Source organism: Alteromonas sp. P256 (assembly GCF_036864455.1).
Classification (GTDB): domain Bacteria; phylum Pseudomonadota; class Gammaproteobacteria; order Enterobacterales; family Alteromonadaceae; genus Alteromonas.
The window spans coordinates 92,772-113,840 of record NZ_JAZETM010000006.1 but is presented as its reverse complement, the minus strand read 5'-3'; the positions used below and the strand labels follow the sequence as shown (position 1 = coordinate 113,840).

18 protein-coding genes are annotated in these 21,069 nt (G+C 45.4%); 4 read left to right on the top strand and 14 right to left on the bottom strand.

Going from position 1 to position 21,069, the window contains the following annotated elements; genetic code table 11:
- Positions 1 to 24: 24 nt before the first annotated feature.
- Positions 25 to 1,140, top strand: a complete 1,116-nt coding sequence (locus tag V7R39_RS11075) for a polysaccharide deacetylase family protein (RefSeq protein ID WP_334030707.1) — start codon at positions 25 to 27, stop codon at positions 1,138 to 1,140.
- 24 nt (positions 1,141 to 1,164) lie between these two features.
- Here V7R39_RS11075 and V7R39_RS11070 read toward each other — a convergent pair whose 3' ends face one another.
- From V7R39_RS11070 to V7R39_RS11045, 6 genes are read right to left on the bottom strand one after another with little or no spacing between them, the layout of a single operon-like run.
- Complete coding sequence (locus tag V7R39_RS11070; RefSeq protein WP_334030705.1) at positions 1,165 to 1,752, bottom strand: GNAT family N-acetyltransferase; 588 nt, start codon at positions 1,750 to 1,752, stop codon at positions 1,165 to 1,167.
- Between the two features lie 4 nt (positions 1,753 to 1,756).
- The gene (locus V7R39_RS11065) at positions 1,757 to 2,404 is read right to left on the bottom strand and encodes an SCO family protein (protein WP_334030704.1); all 648 of its coding nucleotides are present in this window, start codon (positions 2,402 to 2,404) and stop codon (positions 1,757 to 1,759) included.
- Positions 2,401 to 3,318, bottom strand: a complete 918-nt coding sequence (cyoE, locus tag V7R39_RS11060; protein ID WP_334030703.1) for a heme o synthase — start codon at positions 3,316 to 3,318, stop codon at positions 2,401 to 2,403. The genes V7R39_RS11065 and cyoE overlap by 4 nt, the downstream gene beginning before the upstream one ends.
- Positions 3,311 to 4,486: a COX15/CtaA family protein gene (locus V7R39_RS11055; protein ID WP_334030702.1), complete on the bottom strand. Its 1,176-nt coding sequence runs from the start codon at positions 4,484 to 4,486 to the stop codon at positions 3,311 to 3,313. Before V7R39_RS11055 ends, cyoE begins: the two co-directional genes overlap by 8 nt.
- A 5-nt stretch (positions 4,487 to 4,491) precedes the next feature.
- A complete protein-coding gene (locus V7R39_RS11050; protein ID WP_032095292.1) occupies positions 4,492 to 5,031 on the bottom strand; it encodes a hypothetical protein in 540 nt (179 codons plus the stop codon).
- Entirely contained in the window at positions 5,024 to 5,728 is a 705-nt protein-coding gene (locus V7R39_RS11045; protein ID WP_334030701.1) for an SURF1 family protein, read from the bottom strand. Before V7R39_RS11045 ends, V7R39_RS11050 begins: the two co-directional genes overlap by 8 nt.
- A 45-nt stretch (positions 5,729 to 5,773) precedes the next feature.
- Here V7R39_RS11045 and V7R39_RS11040 point away from each other — a divergent pair, with 45 nt between their 5' ends.
- A complete protein-coding gene (locus V7R39_RS11040) occupies positions 5,774 to 5,983 on the top strand; it encodes a DUF2909 domain-containing protein (protein ID WP_032095373.1) in 210 nt (69 codons plus the stop codon).
- Between the two features lie 76 nt (positions 5,984 to 6,059).
- Here V7R39_RS11040 and V7R39_RS11035 read toward each other — a convergent pair whose 3' ends face one another.
- The 6 genes from V7R39_RS11035 to V7R39_RS11010 all read right to left on the bottom strand — a co-directional run bounded on the left by V7R39_RS11035 (position 6,060) and on the right by V7R39_RS11010 (position 14,052).
- Complete coding sequence (locus V7R39_RS11035; RefSeq protein WP_032095291.1) at positions 6,060 to 6,941, bottom strand: cytochrome c oxidase subunit 3; 882 nt, start codon at positions 6,939 to 6,941, stop codon at positions 6,060 to 6,062.
- Positions 6,942 to 6,962: 21 nt separating this feature from the next.
- Positions 6,963 to 7,550: a cytochrome c oxidase assembly protein gene (locus V7R39_RS11030; RefSeq protein ID WP_334030700.1), complete on the bottom strand. Its 588-nt coding sequence runs from the start codon at positions 7,548 to 7,550 to the stop codon at positions 6,963 to 6,965.
- A 97-nt stretch (positions 7,551 to 7,647) separates the two neighbouring features.
- Positions 7,648 to 9,261, bottom strand: coding sequence for a cytochrome c oxidase subunit I (gene ctaD, locus V7R39_RS11025; protein ID WP_032095289.1), 1,614 nt, complete (start codon positions 9,259 to 9,261; stop codon positions 7,648 to 7,650).
- 9 nt (positions 9,262 to 9,270) lie between these two features.
- Entirely contained in the window at positions 9,271 to 10,434 is a 1,164-nt protein-coding gene (coxB, locus tag V7R39_RS11020) for a cytochrome c oxidase subunit II (RefSeq protein ID WP_334030699.1), read from the bottom strand.
- Between the two features lie 587 nt (positions 10,435 to 11,021).
- On the bottom strand, positions 11,022 to 11,648 hold the full coding sequence (gene lexA, locus V7R39_RS11015) for a transcriptional repressor LexA (RefSeq protein WP_334030698.1): 627 nt from the start codon (positions 11,646 to 11,648) through the stop codon (positions 11,022 to 11,024).
- A 112-nt stretch (positions 11,649 to 11,760) separates the two neighbouring features.
- Complete coding sequence (locus tag V7R39_RS11010) at positions 11,761 to 14,052, bottom strand: sensor domain-containing diguanylate cyclase (RefSeq protein WP_334030697.1); 2,292 nt, start codon at positions 14,050 to 14,052, stop codon at positions 11,761 to 11,763.
- A 251-nt stretch (positions 14,053 to 14,303) separates the two neighbouring features.
- Between V7R39_RS11010 and V7R39_RS11005 the strand changes: the two genes are divergently transcribed.
- Together V7R39_RS11005 and plsB are read left to right on the top strand one after the other, a co-directional pair.
- Entirely contained in the window at positions 14,304 to 14,789 is a 486-nt protein-coding gene (locus tag V7R39_RS11005) for a GNAT family N-acetyltransferase (RefSeq protein ID WP_287008564.1), read from the top strand.
- A 172-nt stretch (positions 14,790 to 14,961) separates the two neighbouring features.
- Complete coding sequence (gene plsB / locus V7R39_RS11000; RefSeq protein WP_334030696.1) at positions 14,962 to 17,418, top strand: glycerol-3-phosphate 1-O-acyltransferase PlsB; 2,457 nt, start codon at positions 14,962 to 14,964, stop codon at positions 17,416 to 17,418.
- A gap of 143 nt (positions 17,419 to 17,561) precedes the next feature.
- On the opposite strand, the gene ilvA is transcribed toward plsB, so the two are convergent.
- Both ilvA and ilvD read right to left on the bottom strand, forming a co-directional pair.
- Positions 17,562 to 19,103 carry a threonine ammonia-lyase, biosynthetic gene (gene ilvA / locus V7R39_RS10995; protein ID WP_334030695.1) on the bottom strand — a complete coding sequence of 514 codons (1,542 nt, stop codon included), beginning with the start codon at positions 19,101 to 19,103 and terminating at the stop codon, positions 17,562 to 17,564.
- Positions 19,100 to 20,950: a dihydroxy-acid dehydratase gene (gene ilvD / locus V7R39_RS10990; protein WP_334030694.1), complete on the bottom strand. Its 1,851-nt coding sequence runs from the start codon at positions 20,948 to 20,950 to the stop codon at positions 19,100 to 19,102. Before ilvD ends, ilvA begins: the two co-directional genes overlap by 4 nt.
- Between the last annotated feature and the right edge of the window lie 119 nt (positions 20,951 to 21,069).

Below are 21,069 nucleotides of genomic sequence, written 5' to 3'. Positions count from 1 at the left end.
AGGTTCAATAAGGAGAAGTGTACCATGCTAATAACGCTGAACAGAGAGCGTAAACCCTCATTCGCAGCACTCGGTGGCCTGCGTGTTTGCATTGCACTTTTCACGCTGCTGTCATTTCACTGCGTCTTTGCATCTGAGAAAGCACCCTCGCCAACTCAAATGACCAACGCGGCCATATTGCTTTATCATCACGTTTCCACGCAAACGCCGTCGAGTACCAGTGTGACACCGGACACCTTCAAGTCGCACATGGAGTACATAGCCAACAATCACACAGTGCTCCCCCTTACCAACATTGTAAATGCCATTGTCGAGGGTAAGCCGCTGCCAAAAGATGCTGTGGCTATTACCTTTGATGACGGTTATGCCAATATTTTAGAAAATGCTCACCCCATTCTGAAGAAATTGGACTTCTCGTATACGGTATTTATTAACCCAGATGAAATTGGCGTAGCACCGCAACAGCTTACTTGGAAAGAAGTGAAGAGGATGCAGAGTGAAGGCGTTATCTTTGCAAATCACACCCTTGATCACTTGCACATGCTTAATGATGAATTTACCGATGAGAACTGGCTTGAGCGCGTGTTCGAGAATGTTGAAGCTGCAGAAAAGAAAATAGAGATTGAATTGGGTGTCAGTCTTAAATACCTTGCCTATCCATTTGGAGAATATACTTTAGCGCTAACGGCAAAGCTTGAAGAAAACGGCTACGTGGGCTTTGGCCAACATTCTGGTGCCGTAGGTGAAACCAGTAATCTCCTTGCATTACCTCGCTTCCCAGCTGCGGGGCCTTACGCAAACCTCAACACTTTAAAAACCAAGTTAAACAGTCTTGCTATGCCGGTGGTACACACTACCCATGCTGAGCCACGAGTGCGCAGTAATACCCTATCTGACACGATAACACTCACCGTAGATGAAGAAGATGTTAGCCTAAACCAAGTGAACTGCTTCTACTCTGGTAACAATATAAAAACTCATGTGGATGGAGAAAAGGTAAGCTTTGCCATAGAAAGTACGCTGCCCGTTGGCCGCTCACGAATAAACTGTACCGCACCATCGAAAAGCATGGCAGGTCGCTTCTATTGGTATTCCATGCCATTTTTCTTAGCAAATGACGATGGCCGTTACCCTGATTAACATCTCACTTAAAAAAAGCGCGTGTTACACGTTTCGATTAAACCGAATGAAGCCTTTATTGATAGTTTCTTCGCTAAAGCCTAATGATTGATAAAACCGGATGGCGGTAGTATTCGATACTTCTACATCTAACACAATGTGGCGTTTTTGTAGTTCAGTCGCTTTTGCTTGCATAGCGTTGACTAATGAACGGCCAATACCTTGGCGTTTGCCACTTTCTGCCACAGCCAAATGACCAATCATTAATTCGGTATTGCTAGGAGGGGTTAGATTCACTGCCACTGTTTGATTTCGCATTACTACAGCAATAGCTTCATCTAGGGTAAAGTACGACGTTATGCTGTCTAAGGTGGCTCTATCAAATGCAACGCCAAGCTTACTATGCCACGCAGTGACTAAGCCTAAAATTTGATTGTCTTTTTCTGCCACCCAATGATTCTCAAATCCGTATTGCCCGCCACCGAGTTGCCATGCATGGGTTAAATAGCCCAACGCCGTTTTGTCTTTAGCATGTCCAAAAATAGCATTTAACAGTGGCTCTGCAGCACTTAAAATTAACGGTGTCGCGAATGGGGCATCAGATGCCACGCCCTGTCTTATATTGATTTCCATAGAACTACTTCGCAATAATTATTGGCATGTCAGCCAGTATTTGCTGAGGATCGCTTATCGATAGTTTGCCCGGCTCTCTAGTGGGCTTAAATCTTCCTACAGCACGTCCTTTAGGGTCGATAAGTACAATTGAAGCGCTGTGGTCTACGAGGTAATTCGGGTTATCTGTACTTTCAGAAACGGCGTACATCATGCCAAGGTTTCTGACTAACGGAAATAACGACTTATGCTCACCTGTAACCGCAATGAACTCTTTATTAAAATAGCCTACATACTCAGAAAGTCTATCTAGAGAGTCTCTTTCAGGGTCAATTGAGACAAAAACGACACGCACAGGATAGGAGCTTTCTAACTGCTGCAGCTGCGGGTAAATGCCGTTTAGCTCAGCCATAGTCGTGGGGCAAATATCGGGGCAAAAGGTATAGCCCACAAACACTAAACTCCACTGCTCTTTTAATGATTGCTCGGTGAACGCCTCCCCGGAGTGATGTAAAAGTGTAAAAGGTGCAACCGCTCGAGGTTGCGGATATGCCTGGAAATAAGACGGTGTTTCACCATTGTCAGTACTAGGCGGTGCTATATAAAGCGCACCAATAACACCGCCTATAAGAGCAACAAATGCAACAACACCAACTATAAACTTTTGATTCATAAACTCACTGGTATGTAATGGTCAAGTAGCAATACCACAAACAATACCATGAGATGAATAATTGAGAACCTAAAAGTTTTCATCGCTGTTTGATCATCAGCTGCAAACTTTAACTTAATGGCGTAAAGCAAAAAGCCTAGATTTAATGCGCTTGAACCAACAAGATAAATCATATCACTCATGCCGGTTAAGTAGGGCAGTAGGCACACCAATCCTAGTAAAACGGTATACAGCAACACTGACGTTTTAGTGAAATCTATGCCGTGGGTTACGGGTAGCATAGGCACTTTTGCTTTGGCATAGTCCTTTTCTCGATGAATAGCCAGCGCCCAAAAATGCGGCGGTGTCCAGGTGAATATAATAAGCACTAAGAGCAGTGCGTGTGCATGAATTTCACCCGTTACTGCGGTCCAGCCAAGAAGTGGAGGTGCAGCCCCTGCCAGACCACCAATAACAATATTTTGTGGTGTTGCCCGCTTTAAGTACATGGTATACACGAAGGCATAACCCACTAAGCTGGCGAGGGTTAGCCACGCCGTCAGCATATTGACAAAAACCGCCAATACCACAAAGCCTACCGCGCCTAGTGTACCGGCGAACCACAGGGCATTACTGATACTTACCTTTCCTTTTGCCACCGGCCGATTAAAGGTACGCGCCATTACGCTATCTATTTTATGATCGACTACATGGTTAATTACCGCTGCCGAAGCAGACAGCATACCAATGCCAGCCAAACCACTGACTAGGGTAAGCGCATTTACCCACGTAGGCGTTGCTAAGCACATTCCCACTAGCGCAGTCAGTAGCAGTAACATCACCACGTTCGGTTTTGTCATTTCATAATAATCTTTCCACGATACAGCATTGTGTGAACGGGTGACTCGAGATTGAAGAGAGGCTGATTTAGCCATGAAGACCTCCTGTAGCCTTAGATAGGGCTTGTGGTAAAGCGTGAGACGATAAGGTTGTATGACGTGCCGCATGCACTGACAAATCATAAGTAGGTGCAGCTGACGTGTGTTTAATCAGTGAAAATACTATCCACAGTAGGGACAAAAGCAATATAGCGGCAAACGCGTTGTGTAATACCGCCACGGCTAATGGCAAAGCGAACACCACATTGCTAACCCCTAAAGCAACTTGCGCAAACAGGCAGCCAATCATTATCGCGCTAACGCGCTTTAGCTGCAGAGAAGCACCGTGTTTAAAAAAGAGTGTGAGCCCTAAGGTCAGTAGATATGAAAAGGTAATCAGTGCTCCGGCCCGATGCACTATGTGCATCGTTGCTCGCTCACCATAATCATGTGCGCCAAACTCATAGTTCTCTGCTTCTGGAACACTGAATGCGCCTGCAAAATCAAGTCGACTTTGCCATCCTTCTTCACAAATAGGCATATCAGTGCACGCCAACGCGGCGTAGTTCGCTGATGTCCACCCTCCAAGTGCAATTTGAATCACAAGCACACCCACACCAAACAATGCGAAAGTTTTCATCCGTGAAAGGCCGGCCACTGAAGGCGACGCGACTTGCTCAGCTGAGTCCATAGAAACTGGCTCTTGTGAAACTGTGCTTTTTGAGACTGTGCTTTGTGAAACTGAGCTGGTGCTAGTGTCAGCTTCTCGCAGTCGTAAATACAAAAGAAACAAACAGGAAAGAACGCTGAAACCGCCTAATAAGTGGCCCATAACAACCACTGGCAATAAATTAAGAGTGACTGTCCACATACCAAGTGCAGCTTGAAAGGTAACAAGCCCCAGCAGTAGTAAAGGCAGTTTAAAAGGGGTGCCTTGCTTGCGCTGCCTAAAAGCGATAAGCGCAATGGCGGCAATGCACAAACCTAAGGTGCCAGCAAAGTAACGATGTATCATTTCGTTCCATGCCTTGAATGCCTCTACCGGCCTTTCTGGGTAAGCGGCATTCGCCGCATTCACCTTTTCATCACTAAGGGGCACCGTTAGGTTGCCGTAACAGCCGGGCCAATCTGGACAGCCCAAACCGGCGTCGGTAAGGCGAGTGTATGCCCCGAGAATAATGACGACTGCGGCTAAAAAGAGACTGAATAACGTGAGCTTTTTCATAACTATCACCCTATGCGAGACAATTTAAGCAGTTTTTTGATATCGGCTAACATATTGCGACTTTCCATCACCGCTTCTTCTTTGTCGTCGCTAATTTGATAAAAAAGCATGGCGTTATTAAGCGTATCTACCACATACACACTTTGAGAAGCGAGTTGCGCAGTATCATCTACCGACAGCGTGGCAACGTTTGGATAATCCACAAGAGAAGCCAGCGCGTTAGCGTCACTCGTTGGTGTAGCCAACACTAATGCTTGGGCACGGTCAGACTCTTTGCCGAGCGCTAACCACACTTGATTAATACTGAAAAGTGCATTTTCACAGCGCGAATCGCACTGCGCGGGCATGACGTACAAAAGACGCCACGTGGGTGAACTGTCTTCTAGCAAGGTCGTTAAATTGATAGTGGGCTCAAGCAGTGCGCCCTTATTCGTTGAGGCTTTGTTAAACCAATCGTTTTCTAGGGCGAGCTTTGCTAACACCACGGGGAGCACAAATACAGCGACCATAATTATTAGTGTTTTTTTGGATGTAGTATTACTCATGAATACGTCCTTTTTTACTGATTGCAAACCCACCTATTGCAGCTGCTGCAATGGCTAAACCGAACCATTGCACCGCATACCCTAAGTGTTTTTCTGGAGGCATAACTACCGGCTTATAATCGCGAACAAAAGCCGAGTCTTGTGAAGTAAGCTCTACAACGTAAGGAAGAAGTTTGATGTTTAAACTCTGACTTAGCGATGCAAACGCTACCTGTTGAATAAGTGCGGGAAACTGAGAAAAATTAACATTCGTTTCTGTGATAAGGGGGTTACTGCCGGGTACGGTGATAACTCCCTCAAATTCCTTGTTGCCCTTAGGCAGATTTACTTCAGGAATAGTGCGCTGAAGGTCAGGGGCAGCTATCCAACCATAATTCACCAAAATCCAACCTGCATTCGTTGACACAGGGGCGAATACATCAAAGCCAACCTGCTGTTCGTGAATTTGATTATCAAGCAATAGGGGGCGAGTACTGTCTGGCGTTCCCACAAAGTTAATGGAGATATCTCTAGGGTCTTCTTGTGACAGGGCATCAATTAACGAGAGGCTTTCATTGCTTTGCTTTTGCGCTATGCTAGCTAAACGTTGCTGTTTTTCCACCATGCGTTCCAGTTGCCAAAACCCAAGGCCGCACATCGCCGCAACACTAAGCGCGGTGAGTAACCAGGGAATTAAAAACTGTGAACGTTGTGGCATGTTTAACAGCTCCAACCAAAACAAATAATAAAAGAAGAGATGGTTATGTTAATAAAAATAATTCTTGTCGCTCTGGTACTGTTTATGATTGTTAATCTTTTCATGGCCATGCGCGTGATGATGAAAAACGATCCTAAAGACGGGCCAATGAGCAAATATATAGGTCGACGGGTTTTCACCTCAGTCATCATTGTTGTGCTAATACTAATTGCTATTAGTACCGGGGTTATTTCGCCAAACCCCCGACCTTACTGAGGTTTGGCGCTTTTTCTCGTTTTCATTATCATTGCCATAGGCATACACATTAAGACGAAGCAGCGCTTAACCCGACCTACAGCACGTAAACGAAAATAAACAACATTACCCACACCACATCAACGAAGTGCCAATACCAACTTCCCGCTTGAAAGGCAAAGTGCTCTTTAGGCGTAAAATGACCTTTCAATACTCTAAAAAACATCACAATAAGAATAATGGTGCCAAGGGTAACGTGCATGCCGTGAAACCCGGTGAGCATAAAGAAGGTGTTGCCGTAAATACCTGATTGCAGCGTTAACCCTAGGTCGCGGTAGGCATGGATATACTCTTCAACCTGTAGGAACAAGAACCCGCAGCCAAGCAAAATGGTAATACCCAGCATAACGGTAAGTTGCTTGCGTTTGTTCTGCTCTAGCCCCACATGTGCAAAGTGCAGCGTTACCGATGAGATAAGCAGAATAATGGTATTAATGGTAGGTAGGCCCCCCGGGCTCATTTCTTGGGTAGATATGCCGCCAGGTGTGCTTACCAATGGCCACATAGCTTCAAACCCAGGCCACAGTACTTCATTGGTCATGGCGTTGTTAGAATCGCCGCCAAGCCAGGGTACTGCAATAAATCGGGCGTAATACAACGCACCAAAAAATGCGCCGAAAAACATCACCTCAGAGAAGATGAACCAACTCATTCCCTGTCGATACGAACGACCTAACTGGTCGCTGTACAAGCCCGCCATCGATTCATCAATTTGGTTCTTAAACCATCCCACCAGCATGACAAGTAAAACGACAATACCGGCAAGCAATATATAGCTGCCGTAACCGCTTTCGCCCTTCGTTGCTTCAACCACAAAGTTACCGGCCCCGACTGCAATTAAAAACAGGGCAATCGCACCTACGATGGGCCACGGACTTTGCGCGGGTACATAATATTTTTGATATTCTTGCTGCATCATTATCTCCTTATCCTTAATGGGCTATTCGCCGCTTTGTGCTGACGATTCCATAAAAGGATTCGGTTTAGTTGTTAGGTCACTTGCTCTCGCGGTGACGTCATAGAGTGTGTACTGCAATGTAAAAAACGTTATTTCTTCTGGAAGCTGTGGATCTACGTAAAACTGCATAGGCATATAGGCTTCTGCTCCAGCCTGTAAAGGCTGTTGGTTAAAGCAAAAGCATTCTGTTTTGTTAAGGTAAATAGCGGCAGTGCCAGGGGATACCGACGGTATTGCCTGAGCAATGATATTGCTTGAAGCAGGATTGCGAACGTAAAAGGACACTGTGTTCAATTCGCCTGGGTGTACTTTGATTCGCTTGGTTTCTGCTCGAAACTCCCACGGCATTCCGGTGTTCGTGCGAGTGATGAACTCAACGGTCACTTCTCTGCTTTCATCTATCTCTACCGATTGATAAACCGCTGCGGTCCCTTCTGTTTTTCCGTTGATGCCTGCAATATCACAAAACACATCGTAAAGTGGTACTAGAGCAAAGCCGAATCCAAACATACCAATAACAATGGCAATTAATTTCACGACCATTTTATTGTTTGCACTTGCTTGCGTCATACACTTCGCCTCCGGTTGAGACCTGAATCACTTGGCGGGCAAGGGGAGTAAAACATGTCGCCCCCTTGCACCACTAAGTCCAATTCTCACTTCATACTTACTTCACTAGTGGGGGTGTTTCAAATGTGTGGTAAGGGGCTGGAGAAGGTATTTCCCACTCGAGTCCTTCTGCACCGTCCCACACCTGAGCCGATACTGGTTCACCTTGCTTCTTACATGCTTTAATCAATAGTGCTAAGAAAATAAGTTGTGATAAACCGAAGGCAAAACCGCCTAGGCTTATCCACTTATTAAAGTCGGCAAACTGAAGTGCATAGTCTGGGATTCGGCGTGGCATACCTGCCAATCCAACAAAGTGCATGGGGAAAAACAGCACATTTACCGATACTAACGAGCACCAGAAATGCCATTTTGCCAGCGTGGTGTTGTACATCTTGCCCGTCCACTTAGGCAGCCAGTAATACACCGCCGCCATAATGGAAAAGACCGCGCCAGTAACCAATACATAATGGAAATGCGCAACCACGAAGTAAGTGTCATGGTATTGGAAATCAACCGGTGTTATCGCCAGCATGAGTCCCGATAAGCCGCCAATAGTGAATAGCACGATAAACGCAATAGCGAACATCATTGGCATTTCAAATGTCAGCGAGCCTCGCCACATTGTGGCTACCCAGTTGAATACCTTCACCCCCGTCGGCACAGAGATAAGCATGGTGGCGAACATAAAGAACATTTCCATGTATACCGGCATACCCGTGGTAAACATATGGTGAGCCCACACTACGAAAGACAGCAGTGCAATCGACGCCGTTGCGTATACCATAGAGGCGTAACCAAACAGCGGTTTTCGGGAAAACGTTGGCACAATTTGAGAAATAATACCAAATGCGGGCAATATCATTATGTACACTTCCGGATGACCGAAGAACCAGAAAATATGCTGGAACATGACCGGGTCTCCGCCACCGGCGGCATCGAAGAAGCTCGTACCAAAAAACTTGTCCGTCAAAACCATTGTCACCGCACCAGCGAGTACAGGCATAACGGCGATAAGCAAGAACGCAGTAATCAACCATGTCCATACGAACAAAGGCATTTTCATCCACGTCATACCTGGGGCACGCATATTAAATATGGTGACGATAACGTTTATCGCTCCCATTATTGAAGAGATACCCATGATATGCACAGAGAACACAAACAGCGCGGTTGAATCACCGCTGTACGTTGTTGATAGCGGAGCATAGAAAGTCCAACCAAATGCCGGACCGCCACCTTCCATAAATAACGAACTAAGTAGAATTAAGAACGCCCCTGGCAAAATCCAAAAGCTCCAGTTGTTCATTCTGGGAAGCGCCATGTCTGGCGCGCCTATCATCATTGGTATTAGCCAGTTAGCCAAACCTGTAAAGGCCGGCATTACGGCACCAAAGACCATAATAAGCCCATGAACCGTGGTCATCTGGTTAAAGAAATTTGGTTCGACAATTTGCAGTCCGGGTTGGAAAAGCTCCGCACGGATAACCATTGCCATGGCGCCGCCCACCAAAAACATGATGAAGGCAAACCAGAGATACAATGTACCTATATCTTTGTGGTTCGTTGTAAACAGCCACCGCGTAATGCCCTTAGGTATATGGTCGTGGTGCTCATGCTCATCGTGATGCACAGAGGTATCTGGCGAAATTACTTCGGTTGCTTTACTCATAACTCGCTCCTAGTTTCCTGATGCTGCGGCGTTGACATCTTTAGCCTGAACCATGTCGCCGGTGTTATTACCCCATGCATTTCGCTCATAAGTAACAACCGCTGCAATTTCTTTTAGGCTTAGCATTTTGCTGAACGACTGCATCGCCGTTCCGGCCTTACCGTGAAGCACTATTTCAATGTGCCCTTGCTGATCTTCCAATGCCATCTTGCTACCTTTAAGCGCAGGGAAAACGCCCGGTAAACCTTCGCCATTTGGCATATGACACGCCGCGCATGTTGCGTTGTATACACGCTCGCCCTCTGTCATCAGTTCATCCATAGACATATTCATTGATAGTAGGCGTTGCTCTTCTTCTTTAGCTTGGCGAACGCGCTCTTCTTGCTCGCCCATCCATGCGTTAAACTCTGAAGGTTCTTTTGCAATAACCACTATGGGCATATACCCATGATCTTTACCGCACAGCTCTGCACACTGGCCTCGATATACGCCAGGCTCATTCACCTTTGCCCATGCTTCGTTGATGAAACCAGGGTTCGCATCTTTTTTAACGGCAAAATCAGGTACCCACCACGAATGAATAACATCATCTGACGTGATCAAAAACCGCACTTTTTGCCCTGTTGGTATAACCAGAGGACGATCGACTTCTAATAAATAATTGTCGGTTTTTGTGAATTTGTTTTGAATTTGTTCGCGCTGAGTAGCAAGTAACGAGTAATACTCAACGTCGCTGTCCATATACTTGTAGTGCCATTTCCACTGCGACCCCGTGACTAGCACGGTCATGTCAGCTTCAGATGTATCTTCCATGGCGATAAGCGTATTAGCTGCAGGTACGGCCATAAAGATTAGGATGAGAAATGGAACCACTGTCCATGCAATTTCCACTTTCACATTTTCGTGGAAATTCGCGGGCTTTGCGCCACGGGATTTTCTGTGCAGATACATGGAGGCAAACATGACGCCAAACACAACTACAGCGATGGCTACACAAATAAAGAACATAAGCATGTGCAGATCGTACACCTGGCCGCTTATATCGGTAGCGCCCCGTCTAAGGTTTAGCGAAGACAATTCTTCAGCCGCCTCTTGCGCAAAAAGGAATTGAGAAAAAAACAAAAATGGTACACTTGCATACCATTTTGCAGTCGCAGTCTTTAGTGATTTCACTCAGCACCTCCGTAATGGTAGACCCATTAACGCCAAATGTTGTTATGCGCAGTCTCTACCAAGTGGTTTGTGAACGATTAACTCAATACATCGATTTGTAAATTGAATTCAAAGTCATTGTTATTATTTTGTTAAAGCTTGTATAAGAATTGCGCAATAATGGCGTTCCGTCTAGTCTTTTCTGTTAAAAATTTAATGAGATGGTTAAAATTTAATCTAACGCTGTTTGAGCTGTGGGTTTTATGATGCAGAGTGAAGCGAGGTAAATCAGGGGGTAGTCAGGTTATTTGTAGTGAAAACTACACCGATTCTCTTGTAACGGAAAACAACATTTAGTTTCTAAAAATCAACCGTTAACCGCGAAAAATTGAACAAATTTCACACAAGACCAAGGCAATATAGTGTGTAATGCCTTGCTAATATTAGCTATAAAGCGTGTGAGAATTTTTATCAGATATAGAAATGTATTAATGATATTTATAAGCACTGAAAGTCTTAGCTAATAGTAGCTTTATTAAGCATATCAACAAACTTAAGTGCTAAAAAAAGCGGCTATTGAGCCGCTTTCATAATAACGTCATAAAAGGCTACATCCAGTCAGCGTTTCGAATAACGCCAACGGCAATACCTTCAATGGCAAACGGCTCGTTTGCCAAGTCGACTTTAATAGGCGAAAAATCATCGTTTTCAGCATGAAGTAATACTTCTCTACCGCGTCTTTCTAAGCGCTTCACCGTCACGTCTTCGTCAACTCTTGCTACTACAACTTGACCGTTGTGAACGTCGGTAGTGCGATGTACTGCTAGCAAGTCGCCATCGAGTATACCAATGTCTTTCATACTCATGCCGTTTACGCGAAGCAAAAAGTCTGCGTGAGGCTGAAATAGGGCAGGGTCCACTTTGTAGTGCGACTCTACGTGCTCTTGAGCAAGAATAGGTTCACCAGCGGCGACTCTACCAATTAACGGTAATCCTTCCTCTTCAACCACTTCTTCTTCAATAGGAACAGTCAGTTTGATACCGCGAGACGTTCCTGGCAAAATTTCAATAACGCCTTTACGCGCAAGTGCCTTTAGATGTTCTTCAGCAGCATTAGCAGACCTAAAACCTAGGTGACGGGCTATTTCTGCACGCGTAGGCGGCATTCCCGTTTCTTGCATGTTTGATTTTATAAGTTCTAAAACTTCAGTTTGTCGAGCTGTGAGTGGGCGCATAAAAGACCTGTCTGTCTATACAGTTCCTGTAAGTATATACACCTAAACATAAATGACAAGCGCAGACACGCTGTCATAGACAAAAAAACGGCTATCGCGGTCAAGTAAGCAGTTAAAGTAAACCTGGCTGCCAGCAGGTGCGGTTTCTGCCACTTGACTTAGCCTCGTACAGCGCCTGATCGGCCACCGACAAATAGGTACTAAAATCGATATCAAAGCAGTCTGATGTATAGCTAACCCCAGTGCTGATAGTAATACTGATTCGATCGTTTTTGTAAGCAAGTTGTGTAGCGTTTATAGCCTCCCGAAGACTCTCAAAGATGCTGTTCACTTCATTTGGGGTTTTGTTGACTAACACAATGGCGAATTCTTCACCGCCTAACCTAGCCACAACGCCATGCTCACTGCAAAAAGAGCGAGTGATTGATGCAACCTCTTTTAATGCATAGTCGCCGGCATCGTGCCCGTAGGTGTCATTGACACTCTTAAAGTAATCTATGTCGATAATGGCTATGGCGACTTGCTGGTGAGTTTGGGAGATGAGATTGCATTCATCTAAGAAAGCTCGCCTGTTTAACAAGCCGGTAAGGGGATCGGTCATTGCTAGCATACGCAGCTTTTCTTCTGCTTCTGCCCGTGCGGTTTCTAAATCAACCGCATAGAATAAACCGGCTAACGCATCTAAGAACGGCTGAAAAAACGCTGCATCTGACGCTTTGTAAAATTCAAACTTATTGGCTAATCCAATCATACCCACAACTTCATCTTTTATCTTAATGGGAAGACCAAGAAAGCGGTTAATGCGAGGGTGACCTTTAGGCGTGCCTCTAGAGGCAGGGTGAGTTTTGGGGGTGTTGCTAATAATCACATCACCGGTTGTAATAACTTTGCCAAACAAGTTATCAAAGTTGGTGAAATACAGGTTTCGTTTTTTATACTCTGCGTACTGCGTAAAGCTAGTGCTGTCCCACACAATATCTGAAATGGCATGAATAAAGAGTTTTGGCGCACTGTCTTTATCCTGCATTTGTGCAATAAAAGCAAACTGACTGTCTGATAGCTCAATTAACTCGGGGAGTACGGTCTGACAGGCCAGTGTAAGATCGTTGCTTTCTAAATAAGATGCTCGCGTCTTATTGATAAACTGCAACAGCTGCGTTTTTTTCCTTTCATGGATTTCGCTCTCCATTCTTCCCGTAATATCACGGTGAATACCGGCGACTCTTAGCGGTTTCCCCATGGCGTCATTTTCGACAATTTTGCCATAAGACTCCACCCACACCCAGTTACCATTGGCGTGCTTCATTCTAAACGTAGTATTAAATACGCTTGTCTTACCTCGCAAATGTTCATCCAGGTGGTGTTCAAATTGCACGAGATCAGCGGGATGAATAAGCTGCCGGGAATATCCATAGCTTGTATCGTAGTACTCATAATCGATGCCTACAATTTCGCACCATCGCCTGTTTACCTGATTCACATCCGCTTTTAAGTTCCAATCCCATGTTCCAAGCTCTGAAGCCTCTAAGAGCAGGCGCATTCGCTGATTGGTCTCGTTAAGCTTGTCCTCCACGTATTTTTGATCGCTGGTATCAAACAAAAACGCCTGCACCGAAAAAAGGCTTCCATTGTCGTTAAAGCTGGCGGTGGAAATCATACTCACCCAAATAGTGCGAGTAGGCACAGACATTTTTAGCCGACAGACATGGGTTTCAACCCCTTCCATGTGTGCCTGCATCGCAAAAGTAAAATCAGCGTCTGACTCATCACACATCAAATCAGTAAATTCGATCCTGCCGTCTAGTAAATCTGCCGCATCAGCACCAATTACTGCGTGTGCGTTTTTAGAAATGTACGCTAACTTAAGGGAGGTATCGAAATTCCACGTCGCAAGAACTATTGGGGACTTCTCGATTAGGCCGTGCTCACGTTTAAGTATTTCGTGCTCACGTGAAAGACCAATGTACTTACTCACTAGTAAGCCTATTCGCTTTAATAATGTGAGGTGTTTTTCGCCAATACTTCTTGGCTGTGAGTCAATGAGGCATACAGCGCCCACCGATTCACCTTCAATATGAATAGGCGTTCCGGCATAAAATACAACGTCGTTATCGTCGATTACATTTTGTGAGTGTTGAAAACGCTCGTCTTTTGTCGCATCGGGAATAATTAGGGGCTCGCCGGACTCCACAACATGACTACAAAACGCGTTCTCACGAGGAATATACTCGATATCAGTGCCATGACTCGCTTTTATCACTTCGTCTTGCTTACCAACAATACCAATTAACGCAATGGGCACATCATAAGCTTCTGCCAATAATGTCATTAAATCGTCTAAATCTAGCGGAAGCTCGCTATTGGGCATCGTTGCATCGATAGTTGTGGAAAGCCTATTGTCCAAGATTTTTCGCTCGTAAATAAAATCTAATATAAAAATAGTGAGATATACATGAAACGCCAACTTAAAAATGATTACAAAACAATTTTTTAGCCAGAATTCTGACTTCTACAACCCCTATTTCTTTGACGGTACTGTAAAGGTCTCAATGTTCCATTGATACAATGCTTAATGATAAAGATACTAACAACCCTATTCATTGTGGCGTTTTTTATCTAGCATAGCATTACTTACCATTCAGTTAATTTTCACCTATGGAACAGTCTTTACCTCTGGAGTTTTTACCTTTTAGCGATAATTTATCGCCTTACTTCGACTCGATAAATAGAGAATGGATAGAAACTATGTTTGTTCTTGAACCCGTTGATGAAGATGTTATTTCTCGCCCTAGAGAGTTTATTATTAATAACGGTGGCCACATCTGGTTCGCCAAACACCCAACCCTAGGTGTGGTGGGAGCCTGCGCATTGGCAAAAAAATCGGAAGGCGTTTTTGAGCTTACAAAAATGGGCGTGGCTTCTAATGCACGAGGCCTTAAAGTAGGTGAGCAGCTATTACAATATGTATTAACCTTAGCGCCCTCTATCGCTCACAACACCTTATTTTTACTCACCAATAAGCGCTGTGAGGCGGCTATTCACCTTTATTTAAAAAATGGATTTGAGCACTGCAAAGAAACAATGAACAAGTACGGAAGTGCCTACGAGCGCTGCAATGTGGCCATGCGTTATACACGTTAAGATATAGCGCGACGTTTAGCGTTAATGATTAGGTCGTTTTTGCTATTAATTCGTCACTTACGTTAATGTTCAGTGTTGCGCTAATTCGCCTGCTCAAATTCAGCTTAAAAGGAGACATTACCGGTTTTGTGATACACTCATCGCGTTTTTATTTCATAGGATGACAGAATTCATGTCGTGGATGCGAAAAGCCTTTTTATCGGTATTTCATTATCCTGTTAAGTTGCTTGTTAAAGCACACAGTATTCCAGTGAACGTCGACTCTGAGCTTGGAATCGATAAAGAAAAGCCCATTGTCTATTTATTACCCACTAACTCGGTCACCGACCAGTTAGCGCTAAGAATGTCTACACAAGCGTTAGGACTGCCTAGTCCTACGGATACGCTGACTCTTGCGGGCAGAGAATACCCTTCCACCTTATTTTTAAGAAAAACTCAGCCGCTTTTTCGCTCAGGTGGCGACAGCACCGGCATTGAAGATGTCTTTACTGATTTATTCCATTTGCATCGCGACCACGAAAATTTAGATCTTCAGGTAGTGCCCGTATTTATCACCTGGGGAAGAACACCGGGTAAAGGCAAGCCAGGTTTAGGAGACTTAATTACCTACAAAGCGGCACCAAGCTGGCTTCAAAAGCTATTAATTGTCTTGTTTTTAGGACGCGATAACTTTGTCAATTATTCGAAAGCCGTCTCCGCTCGCACAATGGCAAATCAGCACGGTAGTGATCAAAGCATTGCGCAAAAGCTTGTGAGAGTGGCAAGTACTCACTTTCATCGCAAACGCCAAAGTATGACCGGCCCCACATTGCTAGAGCGACAAGAGCTCAACAACAGCGTATTGGGCTCTGATGCCGTGCGTCGTGCAATGGCAGAAGAGTCTCGGGCGAAAAAGATTTCACACGAAAAAGCGAAAGAGCGGGCGCAGTCTTACATCACCGAAGTAGCTGCGGATTATCGTGAAGGCTTAATTCGCTTTGGTGACAGAATACTTACCCGAATTTGGAACAAGATTTATAACGGTATCAGCGTGGGTCACGCAGAGCGCATTCGCGAGCTTGCGGCTAATGGACACGAAATTATTTATGTGCCCTGCCATCGAAGCCACATGGACTACCTTTTGCTCACCTATGTTATTTATCACGAAGGCATGGTGACACCGCATATTGCCGCCGGCATTAACTTAAACTTCTGGCCGGTAGGTAAAATATTTCGCCGCTGCGGTGCGTTTTTCTTAAGACGTAGTTTTGCTGGAAATAAACTTTACACTGCCGTATTCAGAGAATACTTAGAGCTCTTGTTTAATAAAGGTTATTCGGTGAAATACTATCCCGAGGGCGGCCGAAGCCGCACGGGAAGGCTTATTCCACCTAAAACGGGCATGCTGGCAATGACCATTCAAGCGATGCTGAAAGGTGTAAATCGCCCGGTTAGCCTTGTACCCGTTTACATTGGCTACGAAAACGTGATGGAAGTGAAAAGCTATTTGAATGAGCTGAAAGGCTCTAAAAAGAAAAAGGAATCGAACCTTCAAGTTTTCACCGCCATCAAAAAGCTTAAAAATTATGGCCATGGCTACGTAAACTTTGGCGAGCCAATTCAACTTAATCAGTTTTTAGAATCTCACGTTCCAAATTGGCGAGAGTGCCGTGAAGCCGAGCCAGAGAAAAAGCCAGCATGGTTAACGCCGGCAGTTAACGAACTGGCTAACGATGTGATGACCCGCATCAATAGAGCAGCGGCGCTTAACGGTATGGCGCTTATTTCGCTGTGCCTGTTGTCTTCAAAAACGCAAACCATGAGCGAAGCAGAGCTTAAGCAGGCGATGGGCGACTTTATCGACTTGTTCAAACAGGCTCCGTTTAGTAATGATGCAACAATTCCCGAGGCGTCTGCCGACGAATTGCTGAAAGACACGCTGAAACTTGGCCGCTTTGACATACAAGATGACGATTACGGCAGACTAATAAGCCCGCAACCTAAATCGGCTGTTTACTTAACCTACTACCGCAATAACATTTTGCACTTGTTCGCCATTCCTGGGCTAATAATGGCATCGGTTTTTGCTAAAAAAGGGATCAGCAAGAATAAGGTGTTTGAGCTTATTGCGTCACTTTATCCACTGCTGCAAAAAGAGCTTTTCCTTCACCTTTCTCAAGATGAAGCCCTTGCTCATACCGATGCACTTATCACAACATTAGTTACCAACGGGCTATTGCGCGAGGTTGATAACGAGTTACTTCCTCCTGACGCACACTGTAAGCAATACCATTCTGCATGGTTGTTAAGCCGGTGTATGCAGGAAACGCTGCAGCGCTACGCTGTTGTACTGACCATATTGGATAAAGAAAAGTCTATCAGCAGAGGCGCACTTGAGAGAGAAAGTAAGAAAGTAGCAGAACGTCTTTCTGTTCTTTATGGCCTAAGCTCGCCAGAGTTTTACGATAAGAACGTATTATCAAGCTTTATCAGTGCCTTAAAAGAAAACCACTGGTTAGACTCAGAAAAAGACGGCAGCTTGAAGTACTCTGAAGAATGCGAAGCCCTTCGTGAAGACGTTATGGCGCTCATTTGGCCTGAGATGATGCAACATCTTGAAAATGTTGCACTTAATTCGAGCAAGGACTAAAGCGTTTTAAATAAAAAGGTTTTAATAGAAAATCTTGGTAAAAAAAGTGCCCTTATACTGCTCCAAGGTAAGCTAAGGCTTACGTTGAAGCAGTGTAAGGAAAAACTGACTGGTATTGCTAATAATTGCTAGCGAGCAAATCGTTAGCGTGCAGGTTGAGACAAGAAGAACCGGTATGCAGGGTTGTCCGAGACCTCTTCAAATTTATAACCAAGCTCTACCACGTGTTGATTAAAGGCTTCACGGCTTTCTGGCAATATATCAAAGCCAACTAACACAAGCCCTTCAGCAGCCCCGTGGTTACGATAGTGGAACAAGGTGATGTTCCACTGCTCGCCTAGCTTGTTTAAGAAGTTAAGCAGGGCGCCAGGGCGTTCTGGAAATTCAAAACTAAATACCTGTTCGTTAAGTATGCTAGGCGGTCTTCCCCCCACCATATGACGAACGTGCAGCTTCGCTAACTCGTTATCCGTTAAGTTAAAGCAGTCGTACCCCTTATTTTCTAAGTCTGATTGAAGCGCAGCAAATTCCTGCTGTCCTCCCTTGAGTTTTACGCCTACAAAAATATGCGCTTCGTTTTCACTGGCATAACGATAATTGAATTCGGTTATCGCTTTAGCGCCAACGCACTCACAGAACTGCTTAAACGCACCTTTGGTCTCTGGAATTTTTACCGCAAACACGGCTTCTTTCTGCTCGCCTAACTCACAGCGTTCAGACACATAGCGCAACGTATGAAAATTAATATTAGCCCCACACAAAATGCCGCCTAAGGACTTTCCTTGTAGGTTGTGCTCTTTGGCATATTTACGAATAGCTGCAACCGATAACGCACCAGCTGGCTCAGCAATAACGCGGGTATCGTCAAAAATATCCTTAATAGCGCCGCATATTTCGTCGTTTGTCACCGTAATGGTTTCATCGATTAGGCGATTACACAGTCTGAAGGTCTCTTGGCCCATAACTTTTACCGCCACACCATCAGCAAAAATGCCTACACTATCCAGTTCGGTTGGCTCACCCGCCGCTTTAGCTTTAATAAAGCAAGCTGACTCTTCTGACTCTACGGCAACAATTTTGATGCTAGGTTTAAGCTGCTTAAGATACACAGAAATACCCGCGGCTAACCCGCCGCCGCCAACGGCTACAAATAGAATATCAAGGTTCGGGTTTTGCTCTAGTAACTCACGGGCTACGGTGCCTTGACCTGCAATTACATCAGGATCGTCAAAAGGAGGAACAAACGTATAGCCAAACTCTTGGCATAGGAATTTTGCATGACCACTGGCTTGGTCAAAGCTCGTGCCGTGCAGCACAACCTCTACATTCTCACCACCAAAGCGACGTACAGCGTCTATTTTTATGTCAGGCGTGGTTTCAGGCATGACGATAGTGGCCTTAATACCCTTCATTTTAGCGCTATATGCAAGGCCCTGCGCATGATTACCCGCCGATGCACCTATCACGCCCGCCTCAAGCTGCGCTTGAGAAAGGGAGTGAATTCGGTTGTACGCACCGCGAAGCTTGAAGCTTTTGACCGGCTGCTGATCTTCGCGCTTTAAAAAGATGTTGTTGCCCAACTCGGCCGATAGCAAAGACATAAAAGACAACTCGCTGGCAACGGCAACATCATACACCGGCGCCAACAGAATTTTCTTTAGATACTCGTGATCGCTTACACTCATAACCCTTCCAATTTCGTCACGTCTCGAACCGCACCTTTATCTGCGCTTGTGGCAAGGGCCGCAAATGTTTTAAGCGATGTGGACACTTCGCGAACGCGATCTTTTGGACGCCACGGTTTATCGCTTGCTTCCATTTTCGCTCGTCGCTCAGCCAAGGCTTCATCGCTTATCTCAATGTTGATGGTGCGATTAGGAATATCAATTTTGATTTTGTCGCCATGCTCAACCAAAGCAATACCACCACCGCTTGCAGCTTCAGGGGAACAGTGACCGATAGACAAGCCGCTAGTACCGCCACTGAATCGACCGTCGGTAACCAGTGCGCACTGTTTGCCAAGCCCTTTAGACTTGAGGTAAGACGTTGGATACAACATTTCTTGCATACCCGGTCCACCACGAGGGCCTTCATAACGAATGAATACCACATCGCCTGCTTTGACTTCATCGCCTAAAATGCCCGCAACCGCGTCATCTTGGCTTTCGTAAATACGTGCAGTGCCGTCAAACGTCAGTATAGATTCATCCACGCCAGCGGTTTTTACAATACAGCCGTTTTCAGCCACGTTACCGTAAAGCACCGCAAGGCCGCCCTCTTGGCTAAACGCATTTTCAATTGAACGAATACAGCCATTTTCCCTGTCTGCATCAGCTTCATCCCAACGGCAGCTTTGACTGAATGCTTTAGTGGTACGAATACCTGCTGGGCCGGCACGGAAAAACTCGATGGCTTTTTTATTCTCAGGATTAGTAATATCCCAGTCGCTAATGACATCGGTAAGCGGCTTACCTAGAACGTGGAAAGTATCTTTATTCAGTAAGCCGGCTTTATTTAATTCGTTGAGAATGCCGATAACACCACCAGCGCGATGCACGTCTTCCATATGGTATTGCGGAGTAGCAGGCGCAACCTTGCATAAATGAGGGACTTTACGAGACAGCCTATCTATATCATCCATAGTAAATGGCACTTCGCCTTCCATTGCAGCCGCAAGAAGGTGCAATATGGTGTTCGTTGAACCGCCCATGGCGATATCAAGGCTCATGGCATTTTCAAAGGCGCTAAAATTAGCAATATTACGCGGCAATACGCTCTCATCGTTATCGCCATAGTAACGCTTACACAACTCGACTATTTGCTCACCCGCTTTTTTGAATAACCCTTCACGATCGGCATGGGTTGCCAACATAGAGCCGTTCCCTGGCAGGGATAACCCTAGCGCCTCCGTCAGGCAGTTCATTGAGTTTGCCGTAAACATACCCGAGCACGAACCGCAGGTAGGACACGCTGAGCGCTCTATTTCATCTGAGTCCGCATCGCTTATTTTGTCGTCAGCGGCGGCCACCATGGCATCGACCAAATCAAGTTTAATAAGTTGATCAGACAGTTTGGTTTTGCCGGCTTCCATAGGCCCGCCCGATACAAACACAACTGGTACATTTAGGCGCATCGACGCCATTAGCATTCCCGGCGTAATTTTGTCGCAATTTGAGATACAAACAATAGCGTCTGCACAGTGTGCGTTAACCATGTACTCCACACCGTCGGCGATAATTTCTCGTGATGGAAGGCTGTAAAGCATACCGCTGTGACCCATGGCAATACCGTCATCTACTGCGATGGTGTTAAATTCTTTGGCTACACCGCCTGCGGCCTCAACACTGCGAGCAACTAACTGCCCCATATCTTTAAGGTGCACATGCCCTGGTACAAACTGGGTAAATGAGTTGGCGATAGCAACAATAGGCTTTCCGAAGTCAGAGTCTTTCATACCTGTGGCACGCCAGAGCGCGCGAGCTCCTGCCATATTTCTGCCTTGCGTGGTGGTTGCAGAACGTAACTTGGGCATAAATCCCTCCTGTTGATATAGTCAAACGAACAAATAAAATTTAGCAGATACCGTTACCTGCTAAGTGAGTTTTATTGCTGTTGCTGATCTCGCGTCTAGGCTAAGACGTCCATTTTAAA

Bases quoted from the DNA above. Each gene is read 5' to 3' on its own strand.
- V7R39_RS11075 (WP_334030707.1), top strand. From the start codon at position 25: ATGCTAATAACGCTGAACAGAGAGCGTAAACCCTCATTCGCAGCACTC.
- V7R39_RS11070 (WP_334030705.1), bottom strand. From the start codon at position 1,752: ATGGAAATCAATATAAGACAGGGCGTGGCATCTGATGCCCCATTCGCG.
- V7R39_RS11065 (WP_334030704.1), bottom strand. From the start codon at position 2,404: ATGAATCAAAAGTTTATAGTTGGTGTTGTTGCATTTGTTGCTCTTATA.
- cyoE (WP_334030703.1), bottom strand. From the start codon at position 3,318: ATGGCTAAATCAGCCTCTCTTCAATCTCGAGTCACCCGTTCACACAAT.
- V7R39_RS11055 (WP_334030702.1), bottom strand. From the start codon at position 4,486: ATGAAAAAGCTCACGTTATTCAGTCTCTTTTTAGCCGCAGTCGTCATT.
- V7R39_RS11050 (WP_032095292.1), bottom strand. From the start codon at position 5,031: ATGAGTAATACTACATCCAAAAAAACACTAATAATTATGGTCGCTGTA.
- V7R39_RS11045 (WP_334030701.1), bottom strand. From the start codon at position 5,728: ATGCCACAACGTTCACAGTTTTTAATTCCCTGGTTACTCACCGCGCTT.
- V7R39_RS11040 (WP_032095373.1), top strand. From the start codon at position 5,774: ATGTTAATAAAAATAATTCTTGTCGCTCTGGTACTGTTTATGATTGTT.
- V7R39_RS11035 (WP_032095291.1), bottom strand. From the start codon at position 6,941: ATGATGCAGCAAGAATATCAAAAATATTATGTACCCGCGCAAAGTCCG.
- V7R39_RS11030 (WP_334030700.1), bottom strand. From the start codon at position 7,550: ATGACGCAAGCAAGTGCAAACAATAAAATGGTCGTGAAATTAATTGCC.
- ctaD (WP_032095289.1), bottom strand. From the start codon at position 9,261: ATGAGTAAAGCAACCGAAGTAATTTCGCCAGATACCTCTGTGCATCAC.
- lexA (WP_334030698.1), bottom strand. From the start codon at position 11,648: ATGCGCCCACTCACAGCTCGACAAACTGAAGTTTTAGAACTTATAAAA.
- V7R39_RS11005 (WP_287008564.1), top strand. From the start codon at position 14,304: ATGGAACAGTCTTTACCTCTGGAGTTTTTACCTTTTAGCGATAATTTA.
- plsB (WP_334030696.1), top strand. From the start codon at position 14,962: ATGTCGTGGATGCGAAAAGCCTTTTTATCGGTATTTCATTATCCTGTT.
- ilvA (WP_334030695.1), bottom strand. From the start codon at position 19,103: ATGAGTGTAAGCGATCACGAGTATCTAAAGAAAATTCTGTTGGCGCCG.
- ilvD (WP_334030694.1), bottom strand. From the start codon at position 20,950: ATGCCCAAGTTACGTTCTGCAACCACCACGCAAGGCAGAAATATGGCA.